The sequence below is a fragment of the Neorhizobium sp. DAR64860/K0K1 genome (genome assembly GCF_050500205.1).
In the GTDB taxonomy this organism is placed as follows: domain Bacteria; phylum Pseudomonadota; class Alphaproteobacteria; order Rhizobiales; family Rhizobiaceae; genus Neorhizobium; species Neorhizobium soli.
On sequence record NZ_CP191459.1, the window covers coordinates 1,946,601 to 1,972,015 of the forward strand.

A 25,415-nucleotide genomic window follows, 5' to 3' on the forward strand; every position below is an offset into this window, starting at 1 on the left:
TTGAAACTTGCCAGGCTATCTGAATTTGCCGCCGACGTTGTCGCCGAGATCTATTGCCGAGACCGGGGACAAGACTTGATCCGGCTTCCCCAGGAGAAGATCGCGCGTTGAAAGCTCGACGGCGCCCGTCGCCGTCCCGGTCGCCGGCACGCGCCTCTCTGTTGGCAGCGGAAGCCGTTGCCATGCCAGACGCGGCGGTTTTTCGACGAAGGCGCCAGGTTCGTTGACGGTGCGGTCGCGAACGCGGGTGATGATCGATTCGATCGCGAGCGCGCGGCCCTCTTCGTGATAGAAATTGCCCTTGATCTGTACCGTGCCGGCCAATGCCTTGATGAAGGCGCGCAGCAGGTTCGCGTCAAGCGGCTCGGGGTCAGACCAGAACGAGTCGATCCCGCCCTGATGGGTCAACCCGGGCATGTCGTAAACTGCCGCACCGAGCGCAATCGTCGGAAGACCGGCTCTCAGGCTGTGCATCGCCGTCGTGGAGTTGGCAACGATCGTCCCGTGCGAATGGCGAAGGATCGCTCCGAGATCACCTCTTTCGATAAACACGACCCGGTTAGAGACGCGGTAGCGGGCGGCAATCTTCGACACGATCTTGCGCCAGCCCTCGAGATCGTTGTCGAGCGGATGCTGCTTTACGATCAACCGCGCGCTTTCGGGAGCATGTCTCGAGAACGAGTGGATGACCTGATCGATCATCTGAGAGAGATGCCGATAAGGAGAGTTTGCTCGGATCTGGTAGTCGCTCTGCAATTGCAGAGCCAGGAGGTAATTCTTGCCGGTTTCGCCGTCGAAAAATCCCTCTGGCAGATCGTGGCGCGAACGGAACATGCGCGGCAGCCACGACAGATAGTCGAACAGCGGATCGTAGTACTTGTCCGAGCGGTAGAACGGGAACATCGGGCGGCCGAAATATGCCAGGAGATTATAGATGACCTCGTTTGTCGCCTCCTGTCCGAACGTGTGGCCGTAGCGCGCCTTGAGATCCGGTTCGGGAACCTGCTCGGCAACCTTGCGAATCACGTTCGGATCGTTGGGGAAGTGCGAGAAGCGGCCCATGCCATTGCGTTCGAGCGTGATCCAGTCCGGCCGAAGATAGCCGAACTCGACGGCATGACACTGAATGCCCAACCGACGTGCAACGCGTCCGGCAAAGCGATGGTAGGGCAGCCTGTCGGCATAATAGAGAATGTCGGTGATGCCTTCGCGACGGATGAGTTCAGCCAGATAGCGTGGCCAGGCCCTCAGCGTTCCGCGATAGTTGATCGCTCCGGACTTGCGCCAGTAGGCCTGGTCTCCGAACGAGAAGTTCACACGCTTCGTACCGATCCCCTGCGCTTCGAACGCGTTTGCCAGCTCGCGCCAGAACACGGACGGTGGACCTTGGAGAAACAGGACTTTTGTCATTCGAAGCCAATACCGCTTGATTCGGGATCATGAAATTGAGGGTCGTTTAGCCTGATCGGGGTTCTCCCGACGTAATACACAGCTCCCCGTACGTGAGACGGATGCCAATTCACACAATTACCGTTAAACAGTTCCGGTACTTTCACGAAGGCACCACCGTCGTCAATGGCGCCTTTTACGCACGAAGCATATCCCAAGGTTACGTCGCCATGCATCAACGCCGATTCCTGCTGCTTCAAGGACCCGCCTCGCCGTTTCTCAAGAAGCTCGCGGAAGCCATTGAAAACAAAGGCGCGGAGGTATCGAAGATCAACCTATCCATAGGTGATGTGGCGTTTTGGTGGCCGCGCAAAAGCGAACTGTTTCGCGAAAAGCCTGAACATTGGGCAGTGTATCTCGATCGCTACATAAGCGATCACAATGTAACCGATATCGTCATGCTTGGTGATGGTCGTGCGCCGCATCACAGCGCGGCTGCCGTTGCGTCAGCCAGAGGCGTTGACGTCCATATTCTCGAACACGGGTATCTGCGGCCCGACTGGCTGACGATAGAGCCGGATGGCATGTCGGCACATTCTCGCTTCCCGCAGGATGCGGAGCGTATCCGCATGATCGCGGAAAGCGCACCGGCCATTGACGGGGTCGGACGCTACCGCTCCAGCTTCTTGACCTACGCGCTCTACGATCTTGTCTATCACGTTCCCAATGTTCTCTTGGGATGGCTCGTTCATCCCAACTACCGGACCCATGGGCCCGTGCATCCGGTTAGGGAATATGCCGGCTGGATCTGGAAGGCGCTGAGGATGAAATCTCGGCGACGGAACGCCGATCTCGCGACCACAGCCGCCCTCACCCCGATTCAGACGGCGGATGGCGTGCGCTTGCCTCGGGTCTTCCTGTTTCCATTGCAGCTTCCTGGGGATTACCAGATCATCCGTCACGCCCCCGGCGGCGACCTCTTCGCCATCGTCGATTCGGTGATTGCTTCTTTCGCAAAGCACGCAGGCAGTAACGACCGCCTGCTGTTCAAGGTCCATCCGATCGACAACGGTCTGTCGCGCTGGCCCGAGCGCATCCGGGCCGCCTCAAACCGCCACGGAATAACGGACCGTGTCTTCTATGCGGATGGCGGTGACACCGACGACCTTATCTCCCGCGCGGCCGGCGTCGTCACAGTCAACTCGACCGTCGGACTGACGGCGCTATCGATGGCAAAGCCGGTAATTGCGCTGGGCGCTGCGGTTTACGACATCCCCGGGCTGACGTTCCAAGGGCCACTCGCGGAGTTCTGGACAAATCCGGGGCGACCGGACATGGAACTGTTCGACGCCTTCCAGCGGGCGCTTGCCGCGACGACGCAGGTCCGCGGTGGTTTCATCGGGAGAGACGCGATTGAAGCTGGCGCCGAGAATGTTGCAGCACGGCTGATGGAGCCTGCGCCACGCCTGCCGAAGAGCTGGGCCAAGCCACGCGGCAGCACGCAGTTCCGCTATATGAATGAACTCTTTGGCTGAACGGCGTCCGCGCTTCCTGCGGACGTCTCCTGACCGATTTCAACACGCTGTAACGAAAAAGGCCCCGCGGTTTCCCGCGAGGCCTTTTTCAAGTGGTTGATCTATCGATTACTCGATGATCGAGGCAACGATGCCGGCGCCGACGGTACGACCGCCTTCGCGGATCGCGAAGCGCAGCTTTTCTTCCATCGCGATTGGAACGATCAGCTCGACTTCAACGGTGACGTTGTCGCCTGGCATAACCATTTCCGTGCCTTCAGGAAGCGAAACGATACCGGTCACGTCCGTTGTACGGAAGTAGAACTGAGGACGGTAGTTCGTGAAGAACGGCGTATGACGGCCGCCTTCTTCCTTGGTCAGGATGTAGGCTTCTGCCATGAACTTCTTGTGCGGCTTGACCGAACCTGGCTTGCACAGGATCTGGCCACGCTCGACGCCGTCACGCTGTACGCCACGGATCAGAGCGCCGATGTTGTCGCCGGCCTGGCCCTGGTCGAGCAGCTTGCGGAACATTTCAACGCCGGTAACAGTCGTCTTGGTCGTGGCGCGGATGCCGACGATTTCGACTTCTTCACCAACCTTGACGATGCCACGCTCGACGCGACCGGTCACGACCGTACCACGGCCCGAGATCGAGAACACGTCTTCGATCGGCAGCAGGAACGGCTGGTCGATCGGACGCTCAGGCGTCGGGATGTAGGCGTCAACAGCTGCCATCAGTTCGCGAACGGCGTCTTCGCCGATCTTCTTGTTCGAATCTTCAAGAGCGGCCAGAGCCGAACCCTTGACGATCGGAATGTCGTCGCCCGGGAAGTCGTAGGACGACAGAAGTTCGCGGACTTCCAGTTCGACGAGCTCGAGAAGCTCTTCGTCGTCGACCTGGTCAACCTTGTTGAGGAACACGACGATCGCGGGAACGCCAACCTGACGAGCAAGCAGGATGTGCTCGCGGGTCTGTGGCATCGGGCCGTCGGCAGCCGAGCAAACCAGGATCGCGCCGTCCATCTGCGCTGCACCGGTGATCATGTTCTTGACGTAGTCGGCGTGGCCGGGGCAGTCGACGTGTGCGTAGTGGCGGTTTGGCGTCTCGTATTCGACGTGTGCCGTCGAAATGGTGATGCCGCGGGCCTTCTCTTCAGGAGCAGCGTCGATCTGGTCGTAGGCCTTGAATTCGCCGAAGTACTTCGTGATCGCCGCAGTCAGCGACGTCTTGCCGTGGTCGACGTGACCGATCGTGCCAATGTTGACGTGAGGCTTATTGCGCTCAAACTTGCTCTTTGCCATTGAATGCTTCCTGTGAACATAAGAGGTTGACCCGGCGACCGGGTTTGGTGTCGCCGTTTAAGGCTTTCCCAAGGATTGCGCAAGACATAATTACGCCGCCGCCCCGTACAAGGGGCAGGCCGAAAGATGGCGCTCTATCTGCCTGTATTTCAAGGCCTCGGCGTGTCGCCCTCCCCGTCTGCCGGAAGTATGGTCGCCGCAGAGATGGTGATGGCCTGATACGTAATCCTGACGTCCGATCCGGTTTTTGCGCGTGCCGCACGTGATCAACACGAGCACAAATCGACGCGATGTTTGAATGGATCAAACCGGTCGAAAATAGAAATCATTTGTCCGGGATATTGGAGCGGGTAGCGGGAATCGAACCCGCGTATTCAGCTTGGAAGGCTGCTGCTCTACCATTGAGCTATACCCGCGGGGGTGGTCCGATCTCGAAGACGAATGGTGGAGAGAGTTGGATTTGAACCAACGTAGGCGTAGCCAACGGATTTACAGTCCGTCCCCTTTAACCACTCGGGCATCTCTCCATTCGTCTGGATCGTTAGACCAAGTCTGCTGACCGTCAGGCTTGCCGCCCCTCGGTCTGCGCCGCGTATATGACGGCCTCATGTCCGTCTGTCAACACGACCTCTTTGAAAAAAGGAGGAAAAAATTGGATATCGTCATGCCATCCGACGAAGGCTCGAGCGGAGGGCTTTGCCGAAACCGCGCTCCTCGATATAAGGCAGCATGAGCACAAAAGATCCTAAAGACAAAACCGCCCGCGACACCCATTACGCGACGCTTCGCCGGAATGTTCGCGATACCAAGCGCGAACGCGGCGAGATCCCGACGCCGCAGCAGGGCCGCGTCAAATCCAACAAGGGCGCCAAGGATTGGACGCCACCGCAGCTGCAGCCGGAACAGGTGCTGCTCTATGGTCTCCATACGGTTCGGGCTGCGATCCAGAACCCGGAGCGCAAGCTGATCAAGCTTTCGGTGACACAGAACGCCTTTATGCGACTGGAGATCGGCGAATCGAGCGAGCTGTCTTTTCCTGTCGAGTTCGTCTCGCCGCAGGATATCGACAAGGTGCTGGGCCCCGAGGCGATTCACCAAGGCGTGATGCTGGAAACGAGGCCCCTGCCCGTACGCCGGCTTGAAGCCCTTAAAGAGAGCCCGCTTCTCCTGGTACTCGACCAGGTAACGGATCCCCATAACGTCGGTGCCGTCATGCGATCGGCCGTAGCGTTCGGCGCAGGCGCTCTCATCACCACCCAGAGACATAGCCCGACCGAGTCAGGCGTGCTGGCAAAATCCGCGTCCGGTGCACTGGAACTCATTCCCTATATCCAGATCACCAACCTCGCCGACGCGCTGGAATCGATCCACAAGCTTGGCTTCCAGACGATCGGGCTTGATTCGGAAGGTCCTGCCCCGCTGGAAGGCACGTTCTCCGGTGAGCGGATTGCCCTGGTCCTCGGATCCGAGGGCAAGGGCTTGCGCCAGAAGACCCGCGAAACGGTGAATGCGTTGGCCCGGCTCGACATGCCCGGCGAGATCAAGTCGCTCAACGTCTCGAATGCCGCAGCGATTGCGCTTTACGCGACAAGGCAGCATCTCCTGAAGATCTCCTGAAATCACATCAGCGGCCTGACGAAAACCGTCGGGCCGCTGCGCTCCATCTTGGCGCAAGCTTTATATGAGTATTTCCTAATTATCTTAAATGGGAGAGCTTGGATGGATCGCGGGACCTGGAAGCAACCTGTCATCCTGGAAATCTTCGGCCAACCGGGGCCGATCATCGTGCAAGGCACGCTGGATGCCGCTCTTATGCTGCTCAGCGGATGGCCGGCCGCACGCACAGAAGCGCATATGGCGGCGGTGATGGCGTGCCGCGATGTGCTGACGGGCCGAAGCGTAGCGGCCCTTGCCCGCGCCGATTTCATTGAGGCTGCACTAGAGGCCGGCTTTCATGTTCAACCGCAAACCTTTCTTGCCGATATCGATGCCGAACCAATCAAAGACGTCCCGGCCTCACTTGCGACCCTGCCGATCTCGCCGGACCGCCTCGCCCCCCTCGCACCGTTCCGGCGTCGCCTCAGTAAGTCGCCCCGCTTACGCGGGCTTACCCTTGCTTATACCGAACCCGATGCTGGCGGATCCGATTCACTCCCGTCATATCACCACCCGGTGATTAGCTGGAGCGAGCCGCATTCCGCGGCATCGGGGGCTGGGCCGGCCAGCCCACACACACCCTGCATGCGCGAATTATTGGCAGAGCTCTCGCGGACGATCGGCATGATTGCACGGCTCGGCGCCCGACGCGCCGCGGGCGTGCTGCGGCCCCAGCTTCGCCACGGAGCATCGGATCTTCCGGCCGCGGCGGATGCGCACCTTGGCAATTCCTGGGCCGTCGGTCGTCAGCAACCAATGGCATAGGCACGGTGATGTAGAGGCGAGACGAGCTTGCGCTGCTGAAGGCAAGGCAGTAGATCGTCTTCATGATGAGTATGCTTTCCATATTCGAGACGATCGCGCTCGATGCAGGCCGCACGATTCTTGAGATCCGTGGCCGTGGCGCTCATACCCACTACAAGCCTGACCACTCGCCGGTGACGGAGGCTGACGAAGCCGCGGAAGCGATCATTCTCGAAGCGCTTGCGCAGCATTGGCCGGCGATCCCCGCGGTTGCAGAAGAAGCCGTCGCCGCCGGGCAGATCCCCGATATTTCCGGTGGTCGTTTCTTCCTGATCGACCCGCTTGACGGCACACGTGAATTCATCAACGGCCGCGATGACTTCACCGTCAATATTGCGCTGATCGAAAATGCCCTTCCGACCGTTGGTATCGTGTATGCTCCGGCGCTCAACGTCGGCTATGGCGGCGCACAGAACAAAGCGTCCAAGCTCGCGATCGCCCCCGATTTCACCATCGAAAACCGTCAGGCGATCCGCGCCCGCGTCATGCCACGGCGACCCATCGCCTGTGCCAGCCGGTCCCACCGAACTGTCGAAACGGATGATTTCCTGGCGCAATACGGCGACCTCGAAACCCTTTCCGTCGGTTCATCGCTGAAATTCGGTCTGCTGGCGGAAGGTGCCGCCGACATTTATCCGCGGTTCGGCCGGACGATGGAATGGGACACGGCAGCCGGAGATGCGGTCCTGCGCGCCGCCGGTGGCAAGACCTGCGCTATCGACGGACAGCCGCTCCTTTACGGCAAGGTCGGTCGATCGGATGAGACTGATTTCGCCAATGGCGACTTCATCGCGACCGGCGCATCGGTTGATGCGCTGTAGTTTACGAGTTCTGTCGACCACGAAAAAAGGCGCCTCCTTTCAGAAGCGCCTTCCTAAAACAGCTCGATATCTCAGAGGAAGAAATCGCTGTCGTACATTTTGGTCTGGCCCGCGATCTTGATCTGGAAGTCGGCATAACCGTCGCCGTTCACATCGCCTGAGACGATGCCGCCGCTAAAGCGCAACTCGCCCGCCTCGCCCGAAAAGCCTTTCGAACCGATGAAATCGAAGGACTGATTGCCGCCGAAGGTCGTATCCGCATCGATCGACCGGAGATCGATATAATCGTCTTCGGCGCGGCTGAAGTCCTGGATGATGTCGCGGCTGCTGTTTGCCTTGGAGTCTGCGATCGAGGTGAACACGAACGTATCGGCGCCCGATCCACCATAGAGATGGTCGTTGCCGGATCCGCCGTAAAGCTTGTCGTTGCCGCTTCCACCGTAGAGGTCGTCGTTACCGGCGCCGCCGTAGAGCGTGTCATTACCGCCCTTGCCGTCGATCAAGTCGTTTCCATCATCGCCCCAAAGCTTGTTTGCGCCGGATGAGCCGTAGATCTTGTCGCTCGCACCGGTCCCGATGGCATTCTCGATGCTGACGAGCGTCTCTTTGTAACTGGTTCCAAGCGTCTGCGCCGAGCCCTTGCCGAGATCGATGGCGACGCCGAGACCGGCCAGATCATCATCCTCGTCCTGCGTCTCATAGCTGATCGTATCGGTCCCCGAGCCACCGTTGAAATAGTTGCGATAGCCGACCGAGAAGAAGGCGTCATTGCCCGTCTCGCCGTAATAGTCGCTGTGATAGGTGGAGACTTCGAAAGAGTCGTTGCCGCTGCCGGCATAGACGACATCATAGAGCTTGCTCGACGTCGAAAATCCTGTTGCGACGTAGCTGTCGTTGCCGGAGCCGAGATCGATCTTGTTGCCGCCTTCGAAGGCATTTCGCACCAAATCGTCGTCAGCGCCTGCATAAACCGTGTTGAAACCACCGTATTTGCCGACGAGGTTGAGGAAAATCCGGTCGTCGCCGCCATAGGTGTAGACGGTGAGATCAGAATCGTAATCATCCTGGTAGACGGTGTTGTCGTAATCGTTGCCGTAGAATGTGGGCATCCGTTTCCTCCGGTCCGCTCCTGGCATGACAATCGCCGCGGATTGCTGTGCTTATGCTAGACTACGAATCCTGACGGAATCCGTAATATCCCGTTGTCTGCCATTCAGGTTCGTTAACGCGCAATGGCCGCCTTCGTCATCCCCTCGCTTCGACGCTTTATCTCAATCAGATGAAGTACCACGTTGAAAAATCTTTGCGGAACCTCTTTGATTTCCATGGGTTGGTAGGGCTCACAGGAGATACCGACCATGAAAAAAACAATTCTCACCGCAGCATTTCTCATGACCGCAACGGCAGCTTTCGCGCAGTCGGCTGCAGAAAGCACCGGCGCAAACTCGGTTCTGGGTCGCGCTCCGACCACCGCAGACTTTATCATGCAGGCGTCTGCGAGCGGTATGTACGAGATCGAGTCGAGCAAGCTCGCGCTGACCAAGGGCGACGACGCCACCAAGAAATTTGCGCAGCAGATGATTACAGACCATGAAAAGGCTTCTGCCGAACTCAAGGCGCTGATCGACAGCGGCAAGGTTCAGGGCAATCCTGTCACGGCATTGACCGAAGATGACAAGGAAGATGTCGACGAGCTGGCAAAGCTTGAAGGCGCCGATTTCATCGAGGAATATTTCGACGATCAGGTCGAAGCACATGAAGACGCGGTAGACCTCTTCAAGCGCTACGCTGAAGAAGGTGAAAATGCCGATCTGAAGGCCTTTGCCGCGAAGACACTTCCGGCCCTCGAGCATCACTACAAGATGGCACAGGACATGGATAAGTAAGAACTACCCTTCCACAACTGCCATACGCTAAAGAGACAGCCGCCTGATTCGTCGAGGCGGCTTTTTCTGTTGCTTCGCCCTCAGACCCAACGCCCGGGAGGTCGTTGGAAGCTTACTGAGCAGCGAACCGTCAAACGGATGGTTTTGAAAACGCGAGATAGCGACGCACGAAGGATGCATTGACGTTTCCGTCAGGCCTCAACCGCTGCGTCACGCTTCTTCTTACCGTCCAATAACTGAGCGAAGAGTTCGGCCTGTCTTTCGGTTGCTGCTCGGATCGCATTGAGCTGCAAAAGCATGCTGCCAAACGCTGCGACGAGCACAGAGCCGATGAAGGCGGGTGCCGCCCAAGGCAGTGCTGCCAAGAGCGCGAGCAGGGCATAGGACCCCTGCCCGGCGCTGGCCATCAGCGCCACGAGGGCGCAGACCACCAGAACGATCCCGATCCAGCCAATCCACATCAAGACTTTTCCCATCAGTCTCCCCTTAAATTTAAGAGATCCTGACAGAGCGCATTCCATGTTGCAAGGATTGGCCGGCACGAGAAGAGATGCCGGAAAGACAACGGAGCGACGTGCGTCACACCCTGCTCTCCTCAGCCCGAGAAAAGAGATGATCAACCGATCAAAATGAATGGGATAGAAGTGGTGCCCCCGACAAGGTTCGAACTCGTGACCCCCTGATTACAAATCAGGTGCTCTACCAACTGAGCTACAAGGGCACTTCTGGGGGTGGAATTACCAGATTCTGATTTCGTGTAAAGCGAAAATTCCGTTGATCGCGATAAACACTTTCGAGAAACGAGATACTCGTGGTCTACCCGCAGCCGGAATGGCTGACGAAGTACCGACGCTGCACGGAAGCGGCTTGTTCGTCCTGTCGTTTCTCCTATAGCTACCTGCTGGAAGCCGTATGTTGACGATGCGGTGTTTCAGACTTGTATTCCCTGGGCGCATGTCCGCGTCACACCAAAGGCCTTCCCATGTCGATCGCGACCGAAAAGCTCGCATTCATCGCCTCAACGGCACCCGATGCCGAGGCAGCGTTTGACGAGCTGACCCGGCTTTATGGAAACGTTCCCCTGGTGGAGGCCGACGTGGTCGTGGCCTTGGGTGGTGACGGGCTCATGCTGCAAACGCTGCACGAGACCATGCATATCGGCAAAAGGGTCTACGGCATGAACCGAGGCTCGGTCGGCTTTCTGATGAACGATTTCGAAACGGTCGATCTTCCCGACCGAATCGCGCGTGCCGTGGAAAACGAGTTTCACCCGCTAAAGATGACGGCGACCGATGCCTGGGGTGCGATATCCCACTCGCTCGCGATCAACGAGGTCTACCTGTTCCGCCAATCCTATCAGGCCGCGAAGCTGAAGGTGGTGGTCGATGGGCACACAAGGCTGGAGGAACTGATCTGCGACGGCCTGATGGTCGCGACGCCCGCCGGCTCCACCGCCTACAATCTGTCGGCGCACGGGCCGATCCTGCCGCTGGAGGCGCCGCTTCTGGCGATGACGCCCGTCAGTGCATTTCGTCCACGTCGCTGGCGGGGTGCGCTTTTGCCAAACCGGGTCTGCGTCGACATCGAGATTCTTGAGCCGGAAAAGCGACCGGTCAACGCGGTCGCCGACAATACCGAGGTGAAATCCGTCATCCATATCCGCATCGCGCAATCGACTGAACTGACGGCACGGCTTCTATCGGATCCCGACCATTCCTGGTCTGACCGGATCTTGGCCGAGCAGTTCAACGACTGACAACGACCCCCAAGAAACGAAAACGGCCGGATCGCGAGATCCGGCCGTTTGTGATTCGTGATGCCTCCAAACCTTACTCGGCGTCGGCGCCAAGATCGGGCTTGCCGCTGATGCGGTGTGCAAGGGCTGCTTCCATAAACTCGTTGAGTTCGCCGTCGAGAACGTCGCTGGGTGCCGTGCTTTCGACACCGGTGCGCAGGTCCTTCACCAGCTGGTATGGCTGCAGAACGTAGGAGCGGATCTGGTGGCCCCAGCCGATGTCGCTCTTCGAAGCGGCTTCCGCATTGGCGGCCGCTTCGCGCTTCATCAGTTCCGCTTCGTACATACGGGCGCGCAGCATGTCCCACGCCTTGGCGCGGTTCTTGTGCTGCGAGCGTTCCTGCTGGCAGGCGACGACGATACCGGACGGAATGTGCGTGATACGCACGGCCGAGTCGGTGGTGTTGACGTGCTGCCCGCCGGCACCCGACGAACGATAGGTGTCGATGCGGCAATCGCTCTCGTTGATCTCGATGTTGATCGAGTCGTCGACCACAGGATAGACCCAGATCGACGAGAACGACGTGTGGCGGCGTGCCGCGCTGTCGTAGGGCGAAATGCGCACCAGGCGATGGACGCCCGACTCGGTCTTCAACCAGCCGAACGCATTGTGTCCCTTGACGAGTATGGTCGCGGACTTGATGCCGGCCTCTTCGCCATCGTGCACTTCCAAGAGCTCGACCTTGTAGCCCTGGCGCTCGGCCCAGCGGGTGTACATCCGCAGCAGAATGTTCGCCCAGTCCTGGCTTTCCGTGCCACCGGCACCGGAATGCACTTCGACATAGGTATCGTTGCTGTCTGCCTCGCCCGAAAGCATCGCCTCCACCTGCCGGCGGTTGGCTTCGGTGCGCAACGTCTTCAGCGCTTCCTCGGCCTCTTTAACGATCGAGTCGTCGCCCTCGTCTTCCCCCATCGCGATGAGTTCGACATTGTCGTTGAGCTGCTGATCGAGCGCTCGCACGCCGTTGATGCTGTCATCCAGCTGCTGACGCTCGCGCATCAGCTTCTGCGCTTCGGAGGCGTCGTTCCAGAGGTTTGGATCCTCTGCCTTGTTGTTCAACCAGTCCAGTCGTCTTACCGCCTGATCCCAGTCAAAGATGCCTCCTCAGCAGGCTTATGGCCTGCTTGATTTCGTCGGTTACGTTGATGATTTCCGCGCGCATGGCGTAATGCTTCTCTCGTCTTTTCGTTGTTGACCGAAGTTGCGGTGGACATAGTTGCGCCGGCCCCGGAAGTAAACCCCGGGCCGGCGCGACGATGTCCTAGAGGATGTCAGTATGAGGATCAAAACAGGCCGGAGGCACCGGACGTGATGGCCTGCTGTGCCTGTGGCGAGGAGTCCAGGATCTGGTCCTGCGTCATGTATTCGCCGCCACCGATGACCTGGAAGACGTCGGCCGGGCCGGTGCCGGGCTTGAAGGCTTCGGTGATCGTATCCGGCTCGCCTTCCATGGCCATCATGCCCGTCTTGCGGTTGACAGCGACGAACTGCATGCCTTCCGGCACCAGGAATTTTTCAGCCGGCATATGCTTTGCCGCCGCTTCGATGAACTGACCGAAGATCGGCGCTGCAAGTCCGCCACCCGTGCTGCCGCGTCCGAGCGGCGCCGGTGTGTCGAAGCCGATATAAAGGCCGGCCACGATGTTCGGCGTGAAGCCGACGAACCAGGCGTCCTTCTCGTCATTGGTCGTTCCGGTCTTTCCGGCGACCGGGCGGTCGGTCAGATGGATCTTGCCGGCCGCGCTGCCGCGCTGCACGACGCCTTCCATCATCGAGGTGATCTGGTAGGCGGTCATCGGATCGAGAACCTGCTCGCGGTTGTCGGCCAGAACCGGCTCTTCCTGGTTCGCCCAGCTGTTGGCATTGCAGCCTTCGCAGGTACGCTCTTCATGGCGGAAAATGGTCTTGCCGTAACGATCCTGGATGCGGTCGATCACGGTCGGCTTGATCTGCTTGCCGCCGTTGGCGATGACCGCATAGGCCGACACCATCCGCATCACGGTCGTTTCGCCGGAACCTAGCGACATGGCGAGAACAGGCAGCATCTTGTCGTAGATGCCGAAGCGTTCGGCATATTCCGCCACCAGTTCCATGCCCATGTCTTGCGCCAGGCGGACAGTCATCTGGTTGCGCGACTTTTCGATGCCGGTGCGCAGCGTTGCCGGACCGTTGCCGTCCTTGTCGCCGTAGTTGGACGGGCGCCAGACCTGGCCGCCGGTGACAATCTCGATCGGCGCGTCAAGCACAACCGATGCCGGGGTGTAGCCGTTGTCGAGCGCTGCAGAATAGACGAAGGGCTTGAATGACGAACCTGGCTGACGCATCGCCTGGGTGGCGCGGTTGAACTCCGACTGTGCGTAGGAGAAGCCGCCGACCATGGCGAGAACGCGGCCGGTATTCGGGTCCATCGCGACAAAGCCGCCCTGGACCTTCGGAGGCTGACGCAAACGAAAGGTCTTGGCTTCTTCATTGATCGGCTCGACATAGACGACGTCGCCCGGGCTCAGCACGCCATCGGGACCTTTCGCCGTCCGGCGAGAACCCTTGGCGTCGCGATAGGCCCATTTCATGGCGTCCGCGGGGATCGTTCCCGTCACGCGCTCTTCGGTCACCTTGCCGCCACCATCGGCAGCGGGACGCAGACCGATCTCGGCGGACTTGGCGGACGCGCTGATCACGACGGCAAGCTGCCATTCCGGGACATCGCGCAGGTCAGGCGCCTTGCCGTCGGTGATCGCCTTGGCAAGCGAGACACCCCAATCGGGTGAAATGTCGACCGTGGTCACTGGGCCCTGAAAACCGCGGCGTTCGTCGTAATCAAGAAGCCCGTTCTGCAGCGCGGCGCGCGCAGCAAGCTGAAGCTCGGGATTGATCGAGGTGCGGACGGACAGGCCACCTTCATAGAGCGACTTGTCGCCATAACGGCCAATGATCTGGCGACGCACCTCTTCGGAGAAATAGTCGGACGCGAACAGGTGCGTACCACTCCGGCGCTGCTTGACGCCAAGCGGCTGGGTCTTGGCATCGTCGGCGTCCATCTGGGTAATGTAGCCGTTTTCGGCCATGCGATCGACAACCCAGTTGCGGCGATCGAGCGCTGCCTGCTGATGGCGGAACGGATGATAGTTGTTGGGGCCCTTCGGCAGCGCCGCGAGATAGGCTGCTTCCGCCGTCGTCAGTTCCGTCACCGACTTGTCGAAATAGGTCAGCGCTGCACCGGCGATGCCATAGGAGTTAAGGCCGAAGAAGATCTCGTTGAGGTAGAGCTCGAGGATCTTGTCCTTCGAGTAGGCCTGTTCGATGCGGAACGACAGGATCGCTTCCTTGACCTTGCGGTCCATCGTCTGGTCTGCCGACAGAAGGAAGTTCTTTGCCACCTGCTGGGTGATCGTGGACGCACCTTCCGGACGACGGCCTGAGCCGAAGTTCTGGAGATTGTTCACAACCGCGCGGCCAAGGCCGAAGATATCGACGCCGGGGTGGTTGTAGAAATTCTTGTCTTCAGCAGACAGGAAGGCCGCCTTGACCCGGTCGGGGATAGCCTGGATGGGGAGGAACAAGCGACGCTCGCGCGCATATTCCGTGACCAGTGCACCGTTGCCGGCGTGGACACGAGTGGCAACCGGAGGCTCATAGGCAGCAAGGACCGCATAATCGGGCAAATCCTTGGATACACCATTCAAATAGATGGCAACCGCTGCAGCAACGCCCAGAAAAAGGACGCAGGCCATTCCAAAGAAGTATCCAATCAATCTGATCATGTCGAAGCTACCGTTCGGCTTTCGGGTTGCTGCGCAAGGCGCAACATCGCATGGTTCTCGGCGTTTTGCACGGTGATTACGCCAGCGCAAGGCGTCGAGGATAAAAGGCGCGTTATCCGCCCTGCCTCGTGCAGCAGGGTGTAACCGTCTGAATGTGCGTAAAATAGGGCTTCAACCAAGGTATTTCCGCAACTTAGCTTGTATACCGGGATATTCCCGGGCCGTTGTTGCACGTCAGCCACTCCGCATGGGACGCAGCACTCCCCTCACCCGCCGTTGGCGACAGAGTGACCGCGATACCGATCGACGGCTGCGGCAATCAGGTCTGCAATCCGGTTGCGCCAGTTCTGATCGAGCAGAAGTTTTTCGTCTTCCTGATTGGACAGAAAACCCAGCTCGAGCAGGACGGAGGGAATATCCGGCGCCCGCAGCACCTGGAAGCTTGCCTGCCGATGCGGGTTGTTGATGAGCCCGATCTGCCCCTCGAACGACTTGACGACATTGTCCGCCATGGCGATCGAGAAGGCCTGGGTCTCGCGCCGCGTCAGGTCGAGAAGGATATCCGCCACGTCCGACGGTCCGTTCTGAATGCTGTAGCCGGCGAGCTGGTCAGAAAAATTTTCTCGCGCCGCAAGGTTTTCCGCCATCCGGTCCGATGCCTTGTCGGAGAGGGTATAGACGGTGGCACCGCGGATATCCTTTTGCGTCAGCGTATCGGCGTGAAGGGATATGAAAAGGTCGGCGCGATGTTCCCGCGCCGTCGCCACCCGCTCCGACAGCGAAAGAAACGTGTCGTCGTCACGTGTCAGAAATGCCTTCACGCCGGATAGCCGGTTCAAGCGCTCGGCAAGCGTCTTTGCGAAATCGAGGGTAATGACCTTTTCCTGCGTCTTCGTCGTCAGCGCAGTCGCACCGGCATCGATCCCGCCATGGCCTGCATCGACCGCAACGGTGAAAACGCCGTCGTCGGCCATCAGTGGCGTCGGCTCCGAGTCAGTTTGCGTCGTGGCGCGCCAGTCCTGGCCTTTGAGGAGAACGGCAAATTCTTCCTTCGAGACGACCTCGGCATCAAGGACGAGGCGCCAGACGCCGTTCTCACCGGGCCGAACATCCGCCGTCGAGAGCTTCACTGGCCGGTTGGTGGTCAGCACGATCCGGGCGCTCTGTTCATCCATAGTGCCGAAGCGGATATCCTTGAACAGACCGCGCGGCGATAGATCTTCGGGTGGAAAACCGAAGGCGGTAGCCGAGAGGTCGACAATGACGCGTTCGGGGCCGCCCACATAGTGCACGGAAAACTCAGGCTTCGATTCGAAGTCGATGACAATGCGGCTGCGTGCCGCGTCGCCGGCAATGCGGGCTCCGAATGCGAGGATCGGCTTCGTGGTTGCCGCCATCGCAGGCGCCAACGCTGCCCCAGCCAACAACATGACCAAACCAAAAGCGATTCGCCTTACGACACCGGTTGCACCGGTCGCGAAATCGTATCTGGACGTCTCATGTGATACACGCAACGCACCCGTCGGTTTGCCCACCCTCACATAAGTCCCCTAACCTGACTTCGCACATTCGGAATGCAGCAACGGCAGCCGCTGCAGCCGCATGTTTTTAACATAGCAATTTCATGCAGATCGGATGCGAATCATCTCGTCCGCCCGTTGTTTTTGCATAGAATGGCAATTCGATCGACAATATGGCAAAGGCGGCTTTTCCCTTGCTATTGTGACAGATAAACCATACAACGCGAGCGAAGGTTGAAGTGTTGACGGGATAGTCTGCCGATAGGCTGCCAGCTGATAATGATCTGGCGCCATGGACCGACAGACATCCGCCGTCGCTACGCTTCATCCTGATACACGATCCGCCCGGCGGTGGCCGGAAACATATCGGGTGGCATGCCACCCACCGCTCCATCGAGCAAATCTCATTGGAGCAAATTCATCGGGCCCCGTTTGGGGCCTATGGTAAAGTCATTCTCGTTTGGTTTTTGATGGCGCGGCAAAATTTTCAGAACCGGGAGAGATCAGGGACGCCTTTGGCTCCGTCTTCTTTCCGGTTGCCCGCACAATCCCACCCGACGGGATCCTTTTTATCCGGCGGAACGACCATTTCGCATGACAAGCCTGTTGTCGGGGAAATCCTCGCGGCAGGCTTTTGTGCATTTGCTCGGCGCCGAGGAGCAGAATTTACATGGCAGACAAAATGCTTATCGACGCGTCTCACGAAGAGGAGACGCGGGTAGTCGTTGTACGCGGCAACCGTATCGAAGAATTCGATTTTGAATCGGAACACAAGAAACAGATCCGGGGCAATATCTATCTGGCCAAAGTGACGCGCGTTGAGCCGTCGCTGCAGGCCGCGTTCGTCGATTACGGTGGCAACCGCCACGGCTTCCTGGCTTTTGCGGAAATCCACCCCGACTACTACCAGATCCCGCTGGCCGACCGGCAGGCGCTGATGCAGCAGGAAGCTGAAGACCAGCGCCGCATTGCGGAAGCCGATTCGGCGGATCCTGGCGATCCGGTGGTCGATCTCTCCCAGCAGGACCAGCCGGATGTCGGCATCGTCCCTGTCAACGCCGTAGAAGAACCGGTTGAAGCTGCAGTTGAAGACGCTCCAGCTCCCGAGGACGCACCGGTTGCAGACGTGGCCGAGAAGAAGGCCAAGCCGAAGCGCACCCGCTCGCGCAAGAAGGTTGTCGAGCCGACTGCGGAAGATGCGCCAGCTACTGAAACTGTCTCCGAAGAAGAAGCGCCCTCCTCCGACGAAAACCCGTCTTCCGACGACGAGGGTTCAAAGCCCGGCGAGATGGCGGCGATGGTCGACACCGATTCGATTTCCGAAGACGCCGGTGGGCGTGGCGGTAACGACGATGACGATGATGGTGACGACGACGATCACCACGAGAAGGAAGAGATCGAATCCGTCGGCGCCGAAGACGCCATGGAAGAGGTTCCGGATCGCATCCAGCGCAAGCCGCGCAAGCAGTACCGCATCCAGGAAGTCATCAAGCGTCGCCAGATCCTGCTCGTGCAGGTCGCCAAGGAAGAGCGCGGCAACAAGGGCGCAGCTCTCACGACCTATCTGTCGCTCGCAGGCCGCTACTCGGTTCTGATGCCGAACACGGCACGTGGCGGCGGCATTTCCCGCAAGATCACCCAGCCGACCGACCGCAAGCGTCTGAAGGAAGTCGCTCGCGAGTTGGACGTGCCGCAGGGCATGGGCGTCATCCTGCGCACCGCCGGTGCCAACCGCACCCGCGTCGAAATCAAGCGCGACTTTGAATATCTGATGCGCCTCTGGGAGAACGTCCGTACGCTGACGCTCGCCTCGACCGCACCTTGCCTCGTTTACGAGGAAGGTTCGCTGATCAAGCGCTCGATCCGCGACCTCTATAATAAAGACATCAACGAGGTCATCGTCTCCGGCGAAGAAGGCTATCGTGAAGCAAAAGACTTCATGAAGATGCTGATGCCGAGCCACGCCAAGGTGGTTCAGCCCTACCGCGACCTTCACCCGATCTTTTCCCGTTCGGGCATCGAGGCACAGCTCGACCGCATGCTGCAGCCGCAGGTGACGCTGAAGTCGGGTGGCTATCTCATCATCAACCAGACCGAAGCTCTGGTTGCAGTCGACGTGAACTCCGGGCGTTCGACCCGCGAACATTCGATCGAAGACACAGCACTCCAGACGAACCTGGAAGCCGCCGAAGAAGTGGCTCGTCAGCTTCGCCTGCGCGACCTTGCCGGTCTGATCGTCATCGACTTCATCGACATGGAAGAAAAGCGCAACAACCGCGCTGTCGAGAAGAAGCTGAAGGATTGCCTCAAGAACGATCGCGCCCGCATCCAGGTCGGCCGTATCTCGCATTTCGGCCTGCTCGAAATGTCGCGCCAGCGTATCCGCGCATCGGTTCTCGAATCGACCACGCAGATCTGCTCGCATTGCGGCGGCACAGGTCATGTGCGCTCGCAGTCGTCGGTTGCGCTTCATGTTCTGCGCGGCGTCGAGGAATACCTGCTGAAAAACACCACACACGACATCACCGTGCGGACCACGCCTGACATCGCGCTGTTCCTGCTGAACCACAAGCGCGGCAGCGTGGTGGATTACGAGAACCGCTTCGGTGTGTCGATCTTCATCGAATCCGACGTCACCATCGGTTCGAACCACTTTGCAATCGATCGCGGCGAAGCCGTCGAGAACCCGGTCAAGATCGAAAGCCTGATGCAGTTTGCGGCGATCCCCGTTGAAGACGAGGACGACGACATCATCATCGAGGTCGATGAAGAGGAAGAAGACGAGGAGATCGTCGCTGCTGCGCCTGCCGCCAAGCAGGACCGCGAGCGGACCGAAGGCGATGATCAGAACGGCCGCAAGCGCAAGCGTCGCAGGCGTCGTCGCAACCGCAACGGCGAGAAGAATGGCGAAGGCCAGACGCTCGACGCGGCAAGCGATGCCGAATCGGGTGCCGATGACGAAGACGATGAAGACGGCGACGAGAACGAAGCAGTTGCTGCCGACGGAACTGCGCCTGTCGCAGACGGCGACGACTCGGATGAGAACTCGCGCCGCAAGCGCCGTCGTCGCGGCAAGCGTGGCGGACGTCGCAACCGGACCGAAGACGGTCAGGAGCTGAACGCGTCCGACGACGAGACCGAAACCGCAGACACTGGTGACGGTTCCGAAGCCGGTCCGGCCGAGACGGTCGCTGCTGACGCGGGTGCTGATGTCGGTTCTGAAACCGAAGCTGCGCCAGTTGACGTTGCTGCAGCGCCGGTCGAGCCTGCGCCCAAGCCACGCCGTTCGCGCCGTGGCAAGGCGTCTTCCAAGACGGAAGAGGTTTCGTCCGAAGTTGAGGCTGTTGCCGAACCTGATGCCGTCGTCGAGACTGCTGCAGAAGCTCCGGCTCCTGCCCCGGTCGAACTTCCGGTGGAAGCTCCGGTCGCAGCGATCGTCGAACAGGTCGATGCAGCCCTTGGTGAACAAGCACCTGCCGAAGCCCCGGAAGCTCCGGAGGCCGCTGACGCATCACCTGTCGCAGAATCCCAGCCGGTAGAAGAAGCCGCGCCGGTTGCAGAACCTGCTCCACAGGCTGTCGCTGCCGACGAGGCCAACAACTCGAAGCCTGCCCGCGCGAACCGCGCCTCCAACATCTCTTCGTCCACCGAAGCGGTGGTGAAGAGCTCCGATCCTGCCAAGGCAGCGACCGAGAGCGACGGCGATCCGGCCAAGCCCAAAAAGGGCGGCTGGTGGCAGAAGCGCGGCTTCTTTTGAGCCGTAACCCATCCTAGAAATCGAAACGGCCGCGTTTAACGCGGCCGTTTTTTTGTCTGCGGCATGTCCTCAGAAAATGATTCAAGTCGCTTGCTGATTGATTCCGGAAACGGATCTAAGGCTCTGATTGCAAGTGCTTTTTGTACCGCCTGCCCTGCGGAGTCGGCCGCTGTTGCGCAGTCCCGGGCACCCCTGCCGTTTTTACTCTATCGCCTCGCGCCACGCTGGCTTAGTTTTGGCGCAAACAGACATGATGGTGCGGCGTTTCGCGCGAAGCCACGCCCAACAGACCGACGAGGAAACGAATGACCCGCCTTCTCAACCCGATACTGAAGACGCTTGCTGCCGGTTCGATGCTGGCCGCAACGGCGTTTGCCGTTCCGGCCTTTGCCCTGGATGACCAGCAGAAGAAGGAGATGGGCGAATTCATCCGGGAATATCTTATCCAGAACCCGGAAGTGATGATCGAGGTCCAGAACGCGCTGGAGGCCAAGCAGCAGAACCAGCGCGTCGACCAGTCCACCAAGGCGGTCGCGGCCAACAAGGAGGCGATCTTTGCCTCCCCCACCGACATCACGCTTGGCAATCCGAAGGGCGACGTCACGGTCGTTGAATTCTTCGATTACAATTGCGGCTACTGCAAGCATGCGCTGGCCGACATGGACACCATTCTCAAGAAGGACAAGAACGTCCGCTTCGTGCTGAAGGAATTCCCGATCCTCGGCCCGGACTCGATTGCCGCGCACAAGGTTGCCAATGCGGTGCGTCTGGTCGCCCCGACAAAGTATGCCGAGTTCCACCGCACGCTGCTCGGCAGCCGCGAGCACGCGTCCGAAGAGACCGCGCTCTCTGTCGCCACCGCGCTTGGGATCGACGGAGCAGCACTGCGGAAGTCGATGAAGGACAATCCCAACGACGATCTCGTACGCCAGGCCTATCAGTTGGCCACCGCGATCGGCATCACCGGCACGCCGACTTATGTTGTCGGAGACGAGGCCGTGTTCGGTGCTGTTGGCCTCGATACGATCGAGGAAAAGGTCGCCAATGTGCGCGCTTGCGGAAAGGCCAGCTGCTGACGGCCGAGATTTCGAGCGGGATGCTGCATTCTTGCCCGTTCGCCGGTGGATGCATGGCGTTTAGGCGCGTCAGGGGCTTTCCCTTGCCGTCCCAGCCGTTTATACGTGGCCGCTGAATTCTGGGTGGAACAAATAGTTATCTCGATGAGCAAACCGATTTTCGTCCTCAACGGTCCCAACCTCAACATGTTGGGAAAACGCGAACCTGGCATCTACGGCGGCAAGACCTTGGCCGATGTCGAGCAGGAATGTGCGGCCGTTGCTGACGAACTCGGACTGACTGTCGAGTTTCGCCAGAGCAATCACGAGGGCGTCCTCATTGATTGGATACATGAAGCCGGCGAGCGGGCTTCTGGTGTCGCCATCAATGCCGGCGCCTTCACCCATACCTCGATCGCCCTTCATGATGCGATCAAGGCCATTTCCGTACCGGTGGTGGAACTTCATATCTCGAATGTGCATGCGCGGGAGGAATTCCGCCACCATTCCATGATTGCACCGGCCTGCAAGGGCATCATCTGCGGGTTCGGCACGCAGAGCTACGTGCTCGCGCTGCACGCCTTGAAGTCCACCATCGCCTGACAACATAACAAAACAGTAGGGTTTGCCATGTCTGAGAAGAAAGCCGGTATCGACAAGGGACTGATCCGCGATCTCGCGAACATCCTCAACGACACCGATCTCACCGAGATCGAAGTTGAGCAGGATGACCTGCGCATCCGTGTTTCACGCGCAGGCACTCCCCAGTACGTTCAGGCTCCGATTGCAGCCGCGCCTGCCCTTGCGGCCGCCCCTGCCGCCGCTGCAGCACCCGCTGCCGTAGCCGGCCCGGACCTCAAGAACGCGCTCACCGCTCCGATGGTTGGCACCGTCTACCTTGCACCTGCTCCCGGTTCACGCAACTTCGTAGAAGTCGGCGCGACCGTGAAGGAAGGCCAGACCCTCGTCATCATCGAAGCCATGAAGACGATGAACCAGATCCCCTCGCCGAAGTCCGGCAAGGTTACGGAAATCCTGGTCACAGACGGGCAGCCTGTCGAATATGGCCAGCCGCTCGTCATCATCGAGTAAGGCGATCTCATGATCTCGAAAATCCTCATAGCCAACCGCGGCGAGATTGCACTTCGCGTCCTTCGCGCCTGCAAGGAACTCGGCATCGCGACCGTCGCCGTTCACTCGACGGCCGATTCGGATGCGATGCATGTGCGCCTCGCCGACGAGAGCGTCTGCATCGGGCCGCCGCCTTCGCGTGACAGCTATCTGAACATCCACCAGATTGTTGCCGCCTGCGAGATCACCGGTGCCGACGCCGTTCATCCCGGTTACGGCTTCCTGTCCGAGAACGCCAAGTTCGCAGACATTCTGGAAGCACACGGCATCACCTTCATTGGACCGACCGCCGAGCACATCCGCCTGATGGGCGACAAGATCACTGCCAAGAAGACAGCAGTGGAGCTTGGCATTCCGGTCGTTCCCGGTTCGCCCGGCGAAGTTCTGCCTGAGAACGCGCTCGAAATTGCCCGCGAAATCGGTTTCCCGGTGCTGATCAAGGCGACCGCTGGCGGTGGTGGCCGCGGCATGAAGGTGGCAAAGACCGAGGCCGAGCTCGAGGAGGCCGTGTCCACGGCCCGTTCCGAAGCGCTCGCAGCTTTCGGCAACGATGCCGTCTACATGGAAAAGTATCTCGGCAAGCCGCGGCATATCGAGATCCAGGTCGTCGGTGATGGCGAAGGCAATGCCATTCATCTGGGTGAACGCGACTGCTCGCTGCAGCGCCGCCACCAGAAGGTCTGGGAAGAAGCCAATTCGCCGGCCCTCGATGTCGAACAGCGCATGAAGATCGGCCAGATCTGCGCCGACGCCATGAAGAAGATGAAGTATCGCGGCGCCGGTACGGTCGAGTTCCTCTACGAAAACGGCGAGTTCTATTTCATCGAAATGAACACCCGTCTTCAGGTCGAGCATCCGATCACCGAAGCGATCACCAATATCGACCTGGTTCACGAGCAGATCCGCGTTGCCTCCGGAAACGGCCTGTCCGTGACCCAGGAAGAGATCCAGTTCCAGGGCCATGCGATCGAGTGCCGCATCAATGCCGAGGATCCACGGACCTTCGTTCCGTCGCCTGGCACGATCACGCATTTCCATGCTCCCGGCGGTCTCGGCGTTCGCGTCGATTCGGGTGCCTATGCCGGCTACAAGATCCCGCCTTACTACGACAGCCTTATCGGCAAGCTTATCGTGCATGGACGCACCCGCGCCGAATGCATGATGCGCCTTCGCCGCGTGCTGGACGAGTTCGTCGTGGATGGTATCAAGACCACGCTTCCCCTCTTCCAGGAACTGGTGGACAATCCGGATATCTTGAGCGGCAATTACGATATTCACTGGCTGGAAAACCATCTGGCCGGCGACAAGTCTCACTAGACGCTACCTACCGGATCAACACGATCCGTTAGCGGTTCATAAGATGCTGTCGACCATTCCGCGCCAGATGAGGCGCGGAATGCGATGGCCGGATCAAGGAGACCGATGGCAGGGCGTCGTGGCAAATATTACCCGGCAATAACCCCGGAAATTCTGTTGCGAGCCTATTCCATCGGGCTTTTCCCGATGGCGGAAGCCGCCGATGATCCTGAGATATTCTGGGTCGATCCCGAGATGCGGGGCATCCTGCCGCTCGACGCTTTCCACGTCTCCAAGAGCCTGCAGAAAACGGTCCGCAAAAAGCCTTTCGACATCCGTTTCGACACAGACTTCGAGGGCGTCATCGCGCTCTGCGCGCAACCGGCCGATGACCGGCCGAGTACCTGGATCAACGAGACGATCCGCAAACTCTACCGCGAACTCCACCACATGGGCCATGCCCATAGTGTCGAGGCTTACGATGGCGATGAACTCGTTGGCGGGCTTTACGGCGTTTCGCTTGGCGCTGCTTTCTTCGGCGAGAGCATGTTTTCGCGCCGCACCGACGCGTCCAAGATCTGCCTCGTGCATCTGGTGGAACGGATGAAGGCCAAGGGGTTCGTGCTGCTCGATACGCAGTTCACGACAGAACACCTGAAGACCTTCGGGGCGATCGACGTTCCGAAGGATGACTATCTCAAGCTGCTGCATGCGGCAGTCAACTCGCCGCATCTCGAATTTTGATCTGCCAGAAATCGTGAGCTTCAGTTGGTCGCGCGGGCGGGTGCCGGCACGTCGGAAGTCTGCTTGCAGCCTGTCAGCCAGACGTCATAGATTGGGTGCTCGACGGCGTTGAGGCCGGGGCTGTCCGCAAACATCCAACCGGTGAAGATGCGGCGGATCTTGCGGTCGAGTGTGATCTCGTCGACTTCGATAAACCCGTCGATCTTTTGGGCTTCCGTTTCGTCTCGGGAATAGCAGACCTTCGGCGTCACCTGAAGCGCGCCATACTGCACCGTCTCGTTGAGATAGACGTCGAATGTGGTGATGCGGCCGGTGATCTTGTCGATGCCGTTGAAGACGGCAACCGGATTTTCGATCCGCGCAGCCGAGGCATTTCCCCCTGTCAGAACCGAGACGACGGCCAGAAAGACGCCAATCGATCGTGTGCGTGGGGAAAGCTTGGTACGTGTCATTATTGGTCCCGTCTCGAAAAGGCGTCCTTGGAATGCCCGATCGAGGACTAGTTGTGGAATATGGCCAAAACAGGTGCCAGTCAGGCTCAGTTGCCGGGCGTCCAGGCGTCATAGTCGCCGGTGACGCGAGGACGTTCACCATTGGCCGACAGAGAACCCTGAGGCCGGTATGCAAGCGGCGATCCGGTGAGGTTCGGCTTGTGCGACTTCTGCCATTCGCGCGCCTTGTAATCCTCCTGCGACGGAGGCGTATCGGTGCGGTAATGCATCCAGCCGTGCCAGCCTGGCGGGATCGCGGAGGCTTCGGCGTAATCCTTGTAGATCACCCAGCGCTTCGGCTTACCCCAGGAGGTCATCGGGCCTTCGAAATAGACGTTGCCCAACTCATCGTCGCCCACCTTCTTGCCATGGCGCCAGGTAAAGAAACGCGTGCCCATGGTTTGGCCGTTCCACCAGGTGAAGATCTGCAGCAGGAGATTTTTCATGGGCTTGTCCATAGGATTGGCAAACAGGTGACCAGTCGAACTG

Annotated in this window: 21 protein-coding genes and 3 tRNA genes; 12 read left to right on the forward strand and 12 right to left on the reverse strand. The window is 59.4% G+C overall.

Annotation, left to right across the window (positions count from 1 at the left end; all coding sequences use genetic code 11):
- Positions 1-15: 15 nt before the first annotated feature.
- Complete coding sequence (locus ACQY1J_RS14125) at positions 16-1,410, reverse strand: capsule biosynthesis protein (RefSeq protein WP_430250145.1); 1,395 nt, start codon at positions 1,408-1,410, stop codon at positions 16-18.
- A 209-nt stretch (positions 1,411-1,619) separates the two neighbouring features.
- On the opposite strand from ACQY1J_RS14125, the gene ACQY1J_RS14130 reads away from it, so the two are divergent.
- Positions 1,620-2,924 (forward strand): capsule biosynthesis protein, encoded by a 1,305-nt coding sequence (locus ACQY1J_RS14130; RefSeq protein WP_430250146.1) that lies wholly within the window; start codon positions 1,620-1,622, stop codon positions 2,922-2,924.
- A gap of 108 nt (positions 2,925-3,032) precedes the next feature.
- On the opposite strand, the gene tuf is transcribed toward ACQY1J_RS14130, so the two are convergent.
- From tuf to ACQY1J_RS14145, 3 genes are all read right to left on the reverse strand, one after another.
- Positions 3,033-4,208, reverse strand: coding sequence for an elongation factor Tu (gene tuf, locus ACQY1J_RS14135; RefSeq protein ID WP_092662037.1), 1,176 nt, complete (start codon positions 4,206-4,208; stop codon positions 3,033-3,035).
- A gap of 342 nt (positions 4,209-4,550) precedes the next feature.
- Positions 4,551-4,624: transfer RNA gene (locus ACQY1J_RS14140), tRNA-Gly, on the reverse strand.
- A 26-nt stretch (positions 4,625-4,650) separates the two neighbouring features.
- Positions 4,651-4,735: transfer RNA gene (locus tag ACQY1J_RS14145), tRNA-Tyr, on the reverse strand.
- A 202-nt stretch (positions 4,736-4,937) separates the two neighbouring features.
- Here ACQY1J_RS14145 and ACQY1J_RS14150 point away from each other — a divergent pair.
- From ACQY1J_RS14150 to cysQ, 3 genes are all read left to right on the forward strand, one after another.
- A complete protein-coding gene (locus ACQY1J_RS14150) occupies positions 4,938-5,825 on the forward strand; it encodes a TrmH family RNA methyltransferase (protein ID WP_092662035.1) in 888 nt (295 codons plus the stop codon).
- A gap of 102 nt (positions 5,826-5,927) precedes the next feature.
- The gene (locus ACQY1J_RS14155) at positions 5,928-6,629 is read left to right on the forward strand and encodes a DUF982 domain-containing protein (protein ID WP_113167067.1); all 702 of its coding nucleotides are present in this window, start codon (positions 5,928-5,930) and stop codon (positions 6,627-6,629) included.
- Between the two features lie 62 nt (positions 6,630-6,691).
- Complete coding sequence (gene cysQ / locus ACQY1J_RS14160) at positions 6,692-7,489, forward strand: 3'(2'),5'-bisphosphate nucleotidase CysQ (RefSeq protein WP_430250147.1); 798 nt, start codon at positions 6,692-6,694, stop codon at positions 7,487-7,489.
- A gap of 71 nt (positions 7,490-7,560) precedes the next feature.
- On the opposite strand, the gene ACQY1J_RS14165 is transcribed toward cysQ, so the two are convergent.
- Complete coding sequence (locus tag ACQY1J_RS14165; RefSeq protein WP_430250148.1) at positions 7,561-8,598, reverse strand: calcium-binding protein; 1,038 nt, start codon at positions 8,596-8,598, stop codon at positions 7,561-7,563.
- A 249-nt stretch (positions 8,599-8,847) separates the two neighbouring features.
- Between ACQY1J_RS14165 and ACQY1J_RS14170 the strand changes: the two genes are divergently transcribed.
- The gene (locus tag ACQY1J_RS14170) at positions 8,848-9,375 is read left to right on the forward strand and encodes a DUF4142 domain-containing protein (protein WP_062453178.1); all 528 of its coding nucleotides are present in this window, start codon (positions 8,848-8,850) and stop codon (positions 9,373-9,375) included.
- 191 nt (positions 9,376-9,566) lie between these two features.
- On the opposite strand, the gene ACQY1J_RS14175 is transcribed toward ACQY1J_RS14170, so the two are convergent.
- Both ACQY1J_RS14175 and ACQY1J_RS14180 read right to left on the reverse strand, forming a co-directional pair.
- A complete protein-coding gene (locus ACQY1J_RS14175; protein WP_139283848.1) occupies positions 9,567-9,851 on the reverse strand; it encodes a hypothetical protein in 285 nt (94 codons plus the stop codon).
- A 169-nt stretch (positions 9,852-10,020) separates the two neighbouring features.
- A tRNA-Thr gene (locus ACQY1J_RS14180) sits at positions 10,021-10,096 on the reverse strand.
- Positions 10,097-10,357: 261 nt separating this feature from the next.
- Between ACQY1J_RS14180 and ACQY1J_RS14185 the strand changes: the two genes are divergently transcribed.
- Entirely contained in the window at positions 10,358-11,131 is a 774-nt protein-coding gene (locus tag ACQY1J_RS14185; RefSeq protein WP_062580078.1) for an NAD kinase, read from the forward strand.
- Positions 11,132-11,204: 73 nt separating this feature from the next.
- On the opposite strand, the gene prfB is transcribed toward ACQY1J_RS14185, so the two are convergent.
- From prfB to ACQY1J_RS14200, 3 genes are all read right to left on the reverse strand, one after another.
- Positions 11,205-12,333 (reverse strand): peptide chain release factor 2 gene (gene prfB, locus ACQY1J_RS14190; RefSeq protein ID WP_113111005.1). Its coding sequence is split into 2 segments (ribosomal slippage): positions 11,205-12,263 and positions 12,265-12,333, totalling 1,128 coding nucleotides; the frame shifts between segments, so codons are not numbered across the junction.
- Between the two features lie 121 nt (positions 12,334-12,454).
- Positions 12,455-14,932: a penicillin-binding protein 1A gene (locus ACQY1J_RS14195; protein WP_062453182.1), complete on the reverse strand. Its 2,478-nt coding sequence runs from the start codon at positions 14,930-14,932 to the stop codon at positions 12,455-12,457.
- 266 nt (positions 14,933-15,198) lie between these two features.
- Entirely contained in the window at positions 15,199-16,362 is a 1,164-nt protein-coding gene (locus tag ACQY1J_RS14200) for an N-acetylmuramoyl-L-alanine amidase (RefSeq protein WP_062453183.1), read from the reverse strand.
- A gap of 760 nt (positions 16,363-17,122) precedes the next feature.
- Between ACQY1J_RS14200 and ACQY1J_RS14205 the strand changes: the two genes are divergently transcribed.
- The 6 genes from ACQY1J_RS14205 (at position 17,123) to aat (ending at position 24,435) form a co-directional block, all read left to right on the forward strand.
- A complete protein-coding gene (locus tag ACQY1J_RS14205; protein WP_430250149.1) occupies positions 17,123-20,209 on the forward strand; it encodes an Rne/Rng family ribonuclease in 3,087 nt (1,028 codons plus the stop codon).
- A 305-nt stretch (positions 20,210-20,514) separates the two neighbouring features.
- Positions 20,515-21,285 carry a DsbA family protein gene (locus ACQY1J_RS14210; RefSeq protein WP_062580069.1) on the forward strand — a complete coding sequence of 257 codons (771 nt, stop codon included), beginning with the start codon at positions 20,515-20,517 and terminating at the stop codon, positions 21,283-21,285.
- A gap of 144 nt (positions 21,286-21,429) precedes the next feature.
- Positions 21,430-21,867, forward strand: a complete 438-nt coding sequence (gene aroQ, locus ACQY1J_RS14215; protein WP_209903385.1) for a type II 3-dehydroquinate dehydratase — start codon at positions 21,430-21,432, stop codon at positions 21,865-21,867.
- Between the two features lie 27 nt (positions 21,868-21,894).
- Positions 21,895-22,356, forward strand: a complete 462-nt coding sequence (gene accB / locus ACQY1J_RS14220) for an acetyl-CoA carboxylase biotin carboxyl carrier protein (protein ID WP_062453187.1) — start codon at positions 21,895-21,897, stop codon at positions 22,354-22,356.
- 9 nt (positions 22,357-22,365) lie between these two features.
- Positions 22,366-23,712: an acetyl-CoA carboxylase biotin carboxylase subunit gene (gene accC, locus ACQY1J_RS14225; RefSeq protein WP_062580065.1), complete on the forward strand. Its 1,347-nt coding sequence runs from the start codon at positions 22,366-22,368 to the stop codon at positions 23,710-23,712.
- 105 nt (positions 23,713-23,817) lie between these two features.
- Positions 23,818-24,435, forward strand: coding sequence for a leucyl/phenylalanyl-tRNA--protein transferase (gene aat, locus ACQY1J_RS14230; protein WP_092662023.1), 618 nt, complete (start codon positions 23,818-23,820; stop codon positions 24,433-24,435).
- A gap of 20 nt (positions 24,436-24,455) precedes the next feature.
- Here aat and ACQY1J_RS14235 read toward each other — a convergent pair whose 3' ends face one another.
- Positions 24,456-24,887, reverse strand: a complete 432-nt coding sequence (locus tag ACQY1J_RS14235; RefSeq protein WP_062453190.1) for a DUF2155 domain-containing protein — start codon at positions 24,885-24,887, stop codon at positions 24,456-24,458.
- A gap of 86 nt (positions 24,888-24,973) precedes the next feature.
- On the reverse strand, positions 24,974-25,372 hold the full coding sequence (locus tag ACQY1J_RS14240) for an NADH:ubiquinone oxidoreductase subunit NDUFA12 (protein WP_062454718.1): 399 nt from the start codon (positions 25,370-25,372) through the stop codon (positions 24,974-24,976).
- Positions 25,373-25,415: the final 43 nt, after the last annotated feature.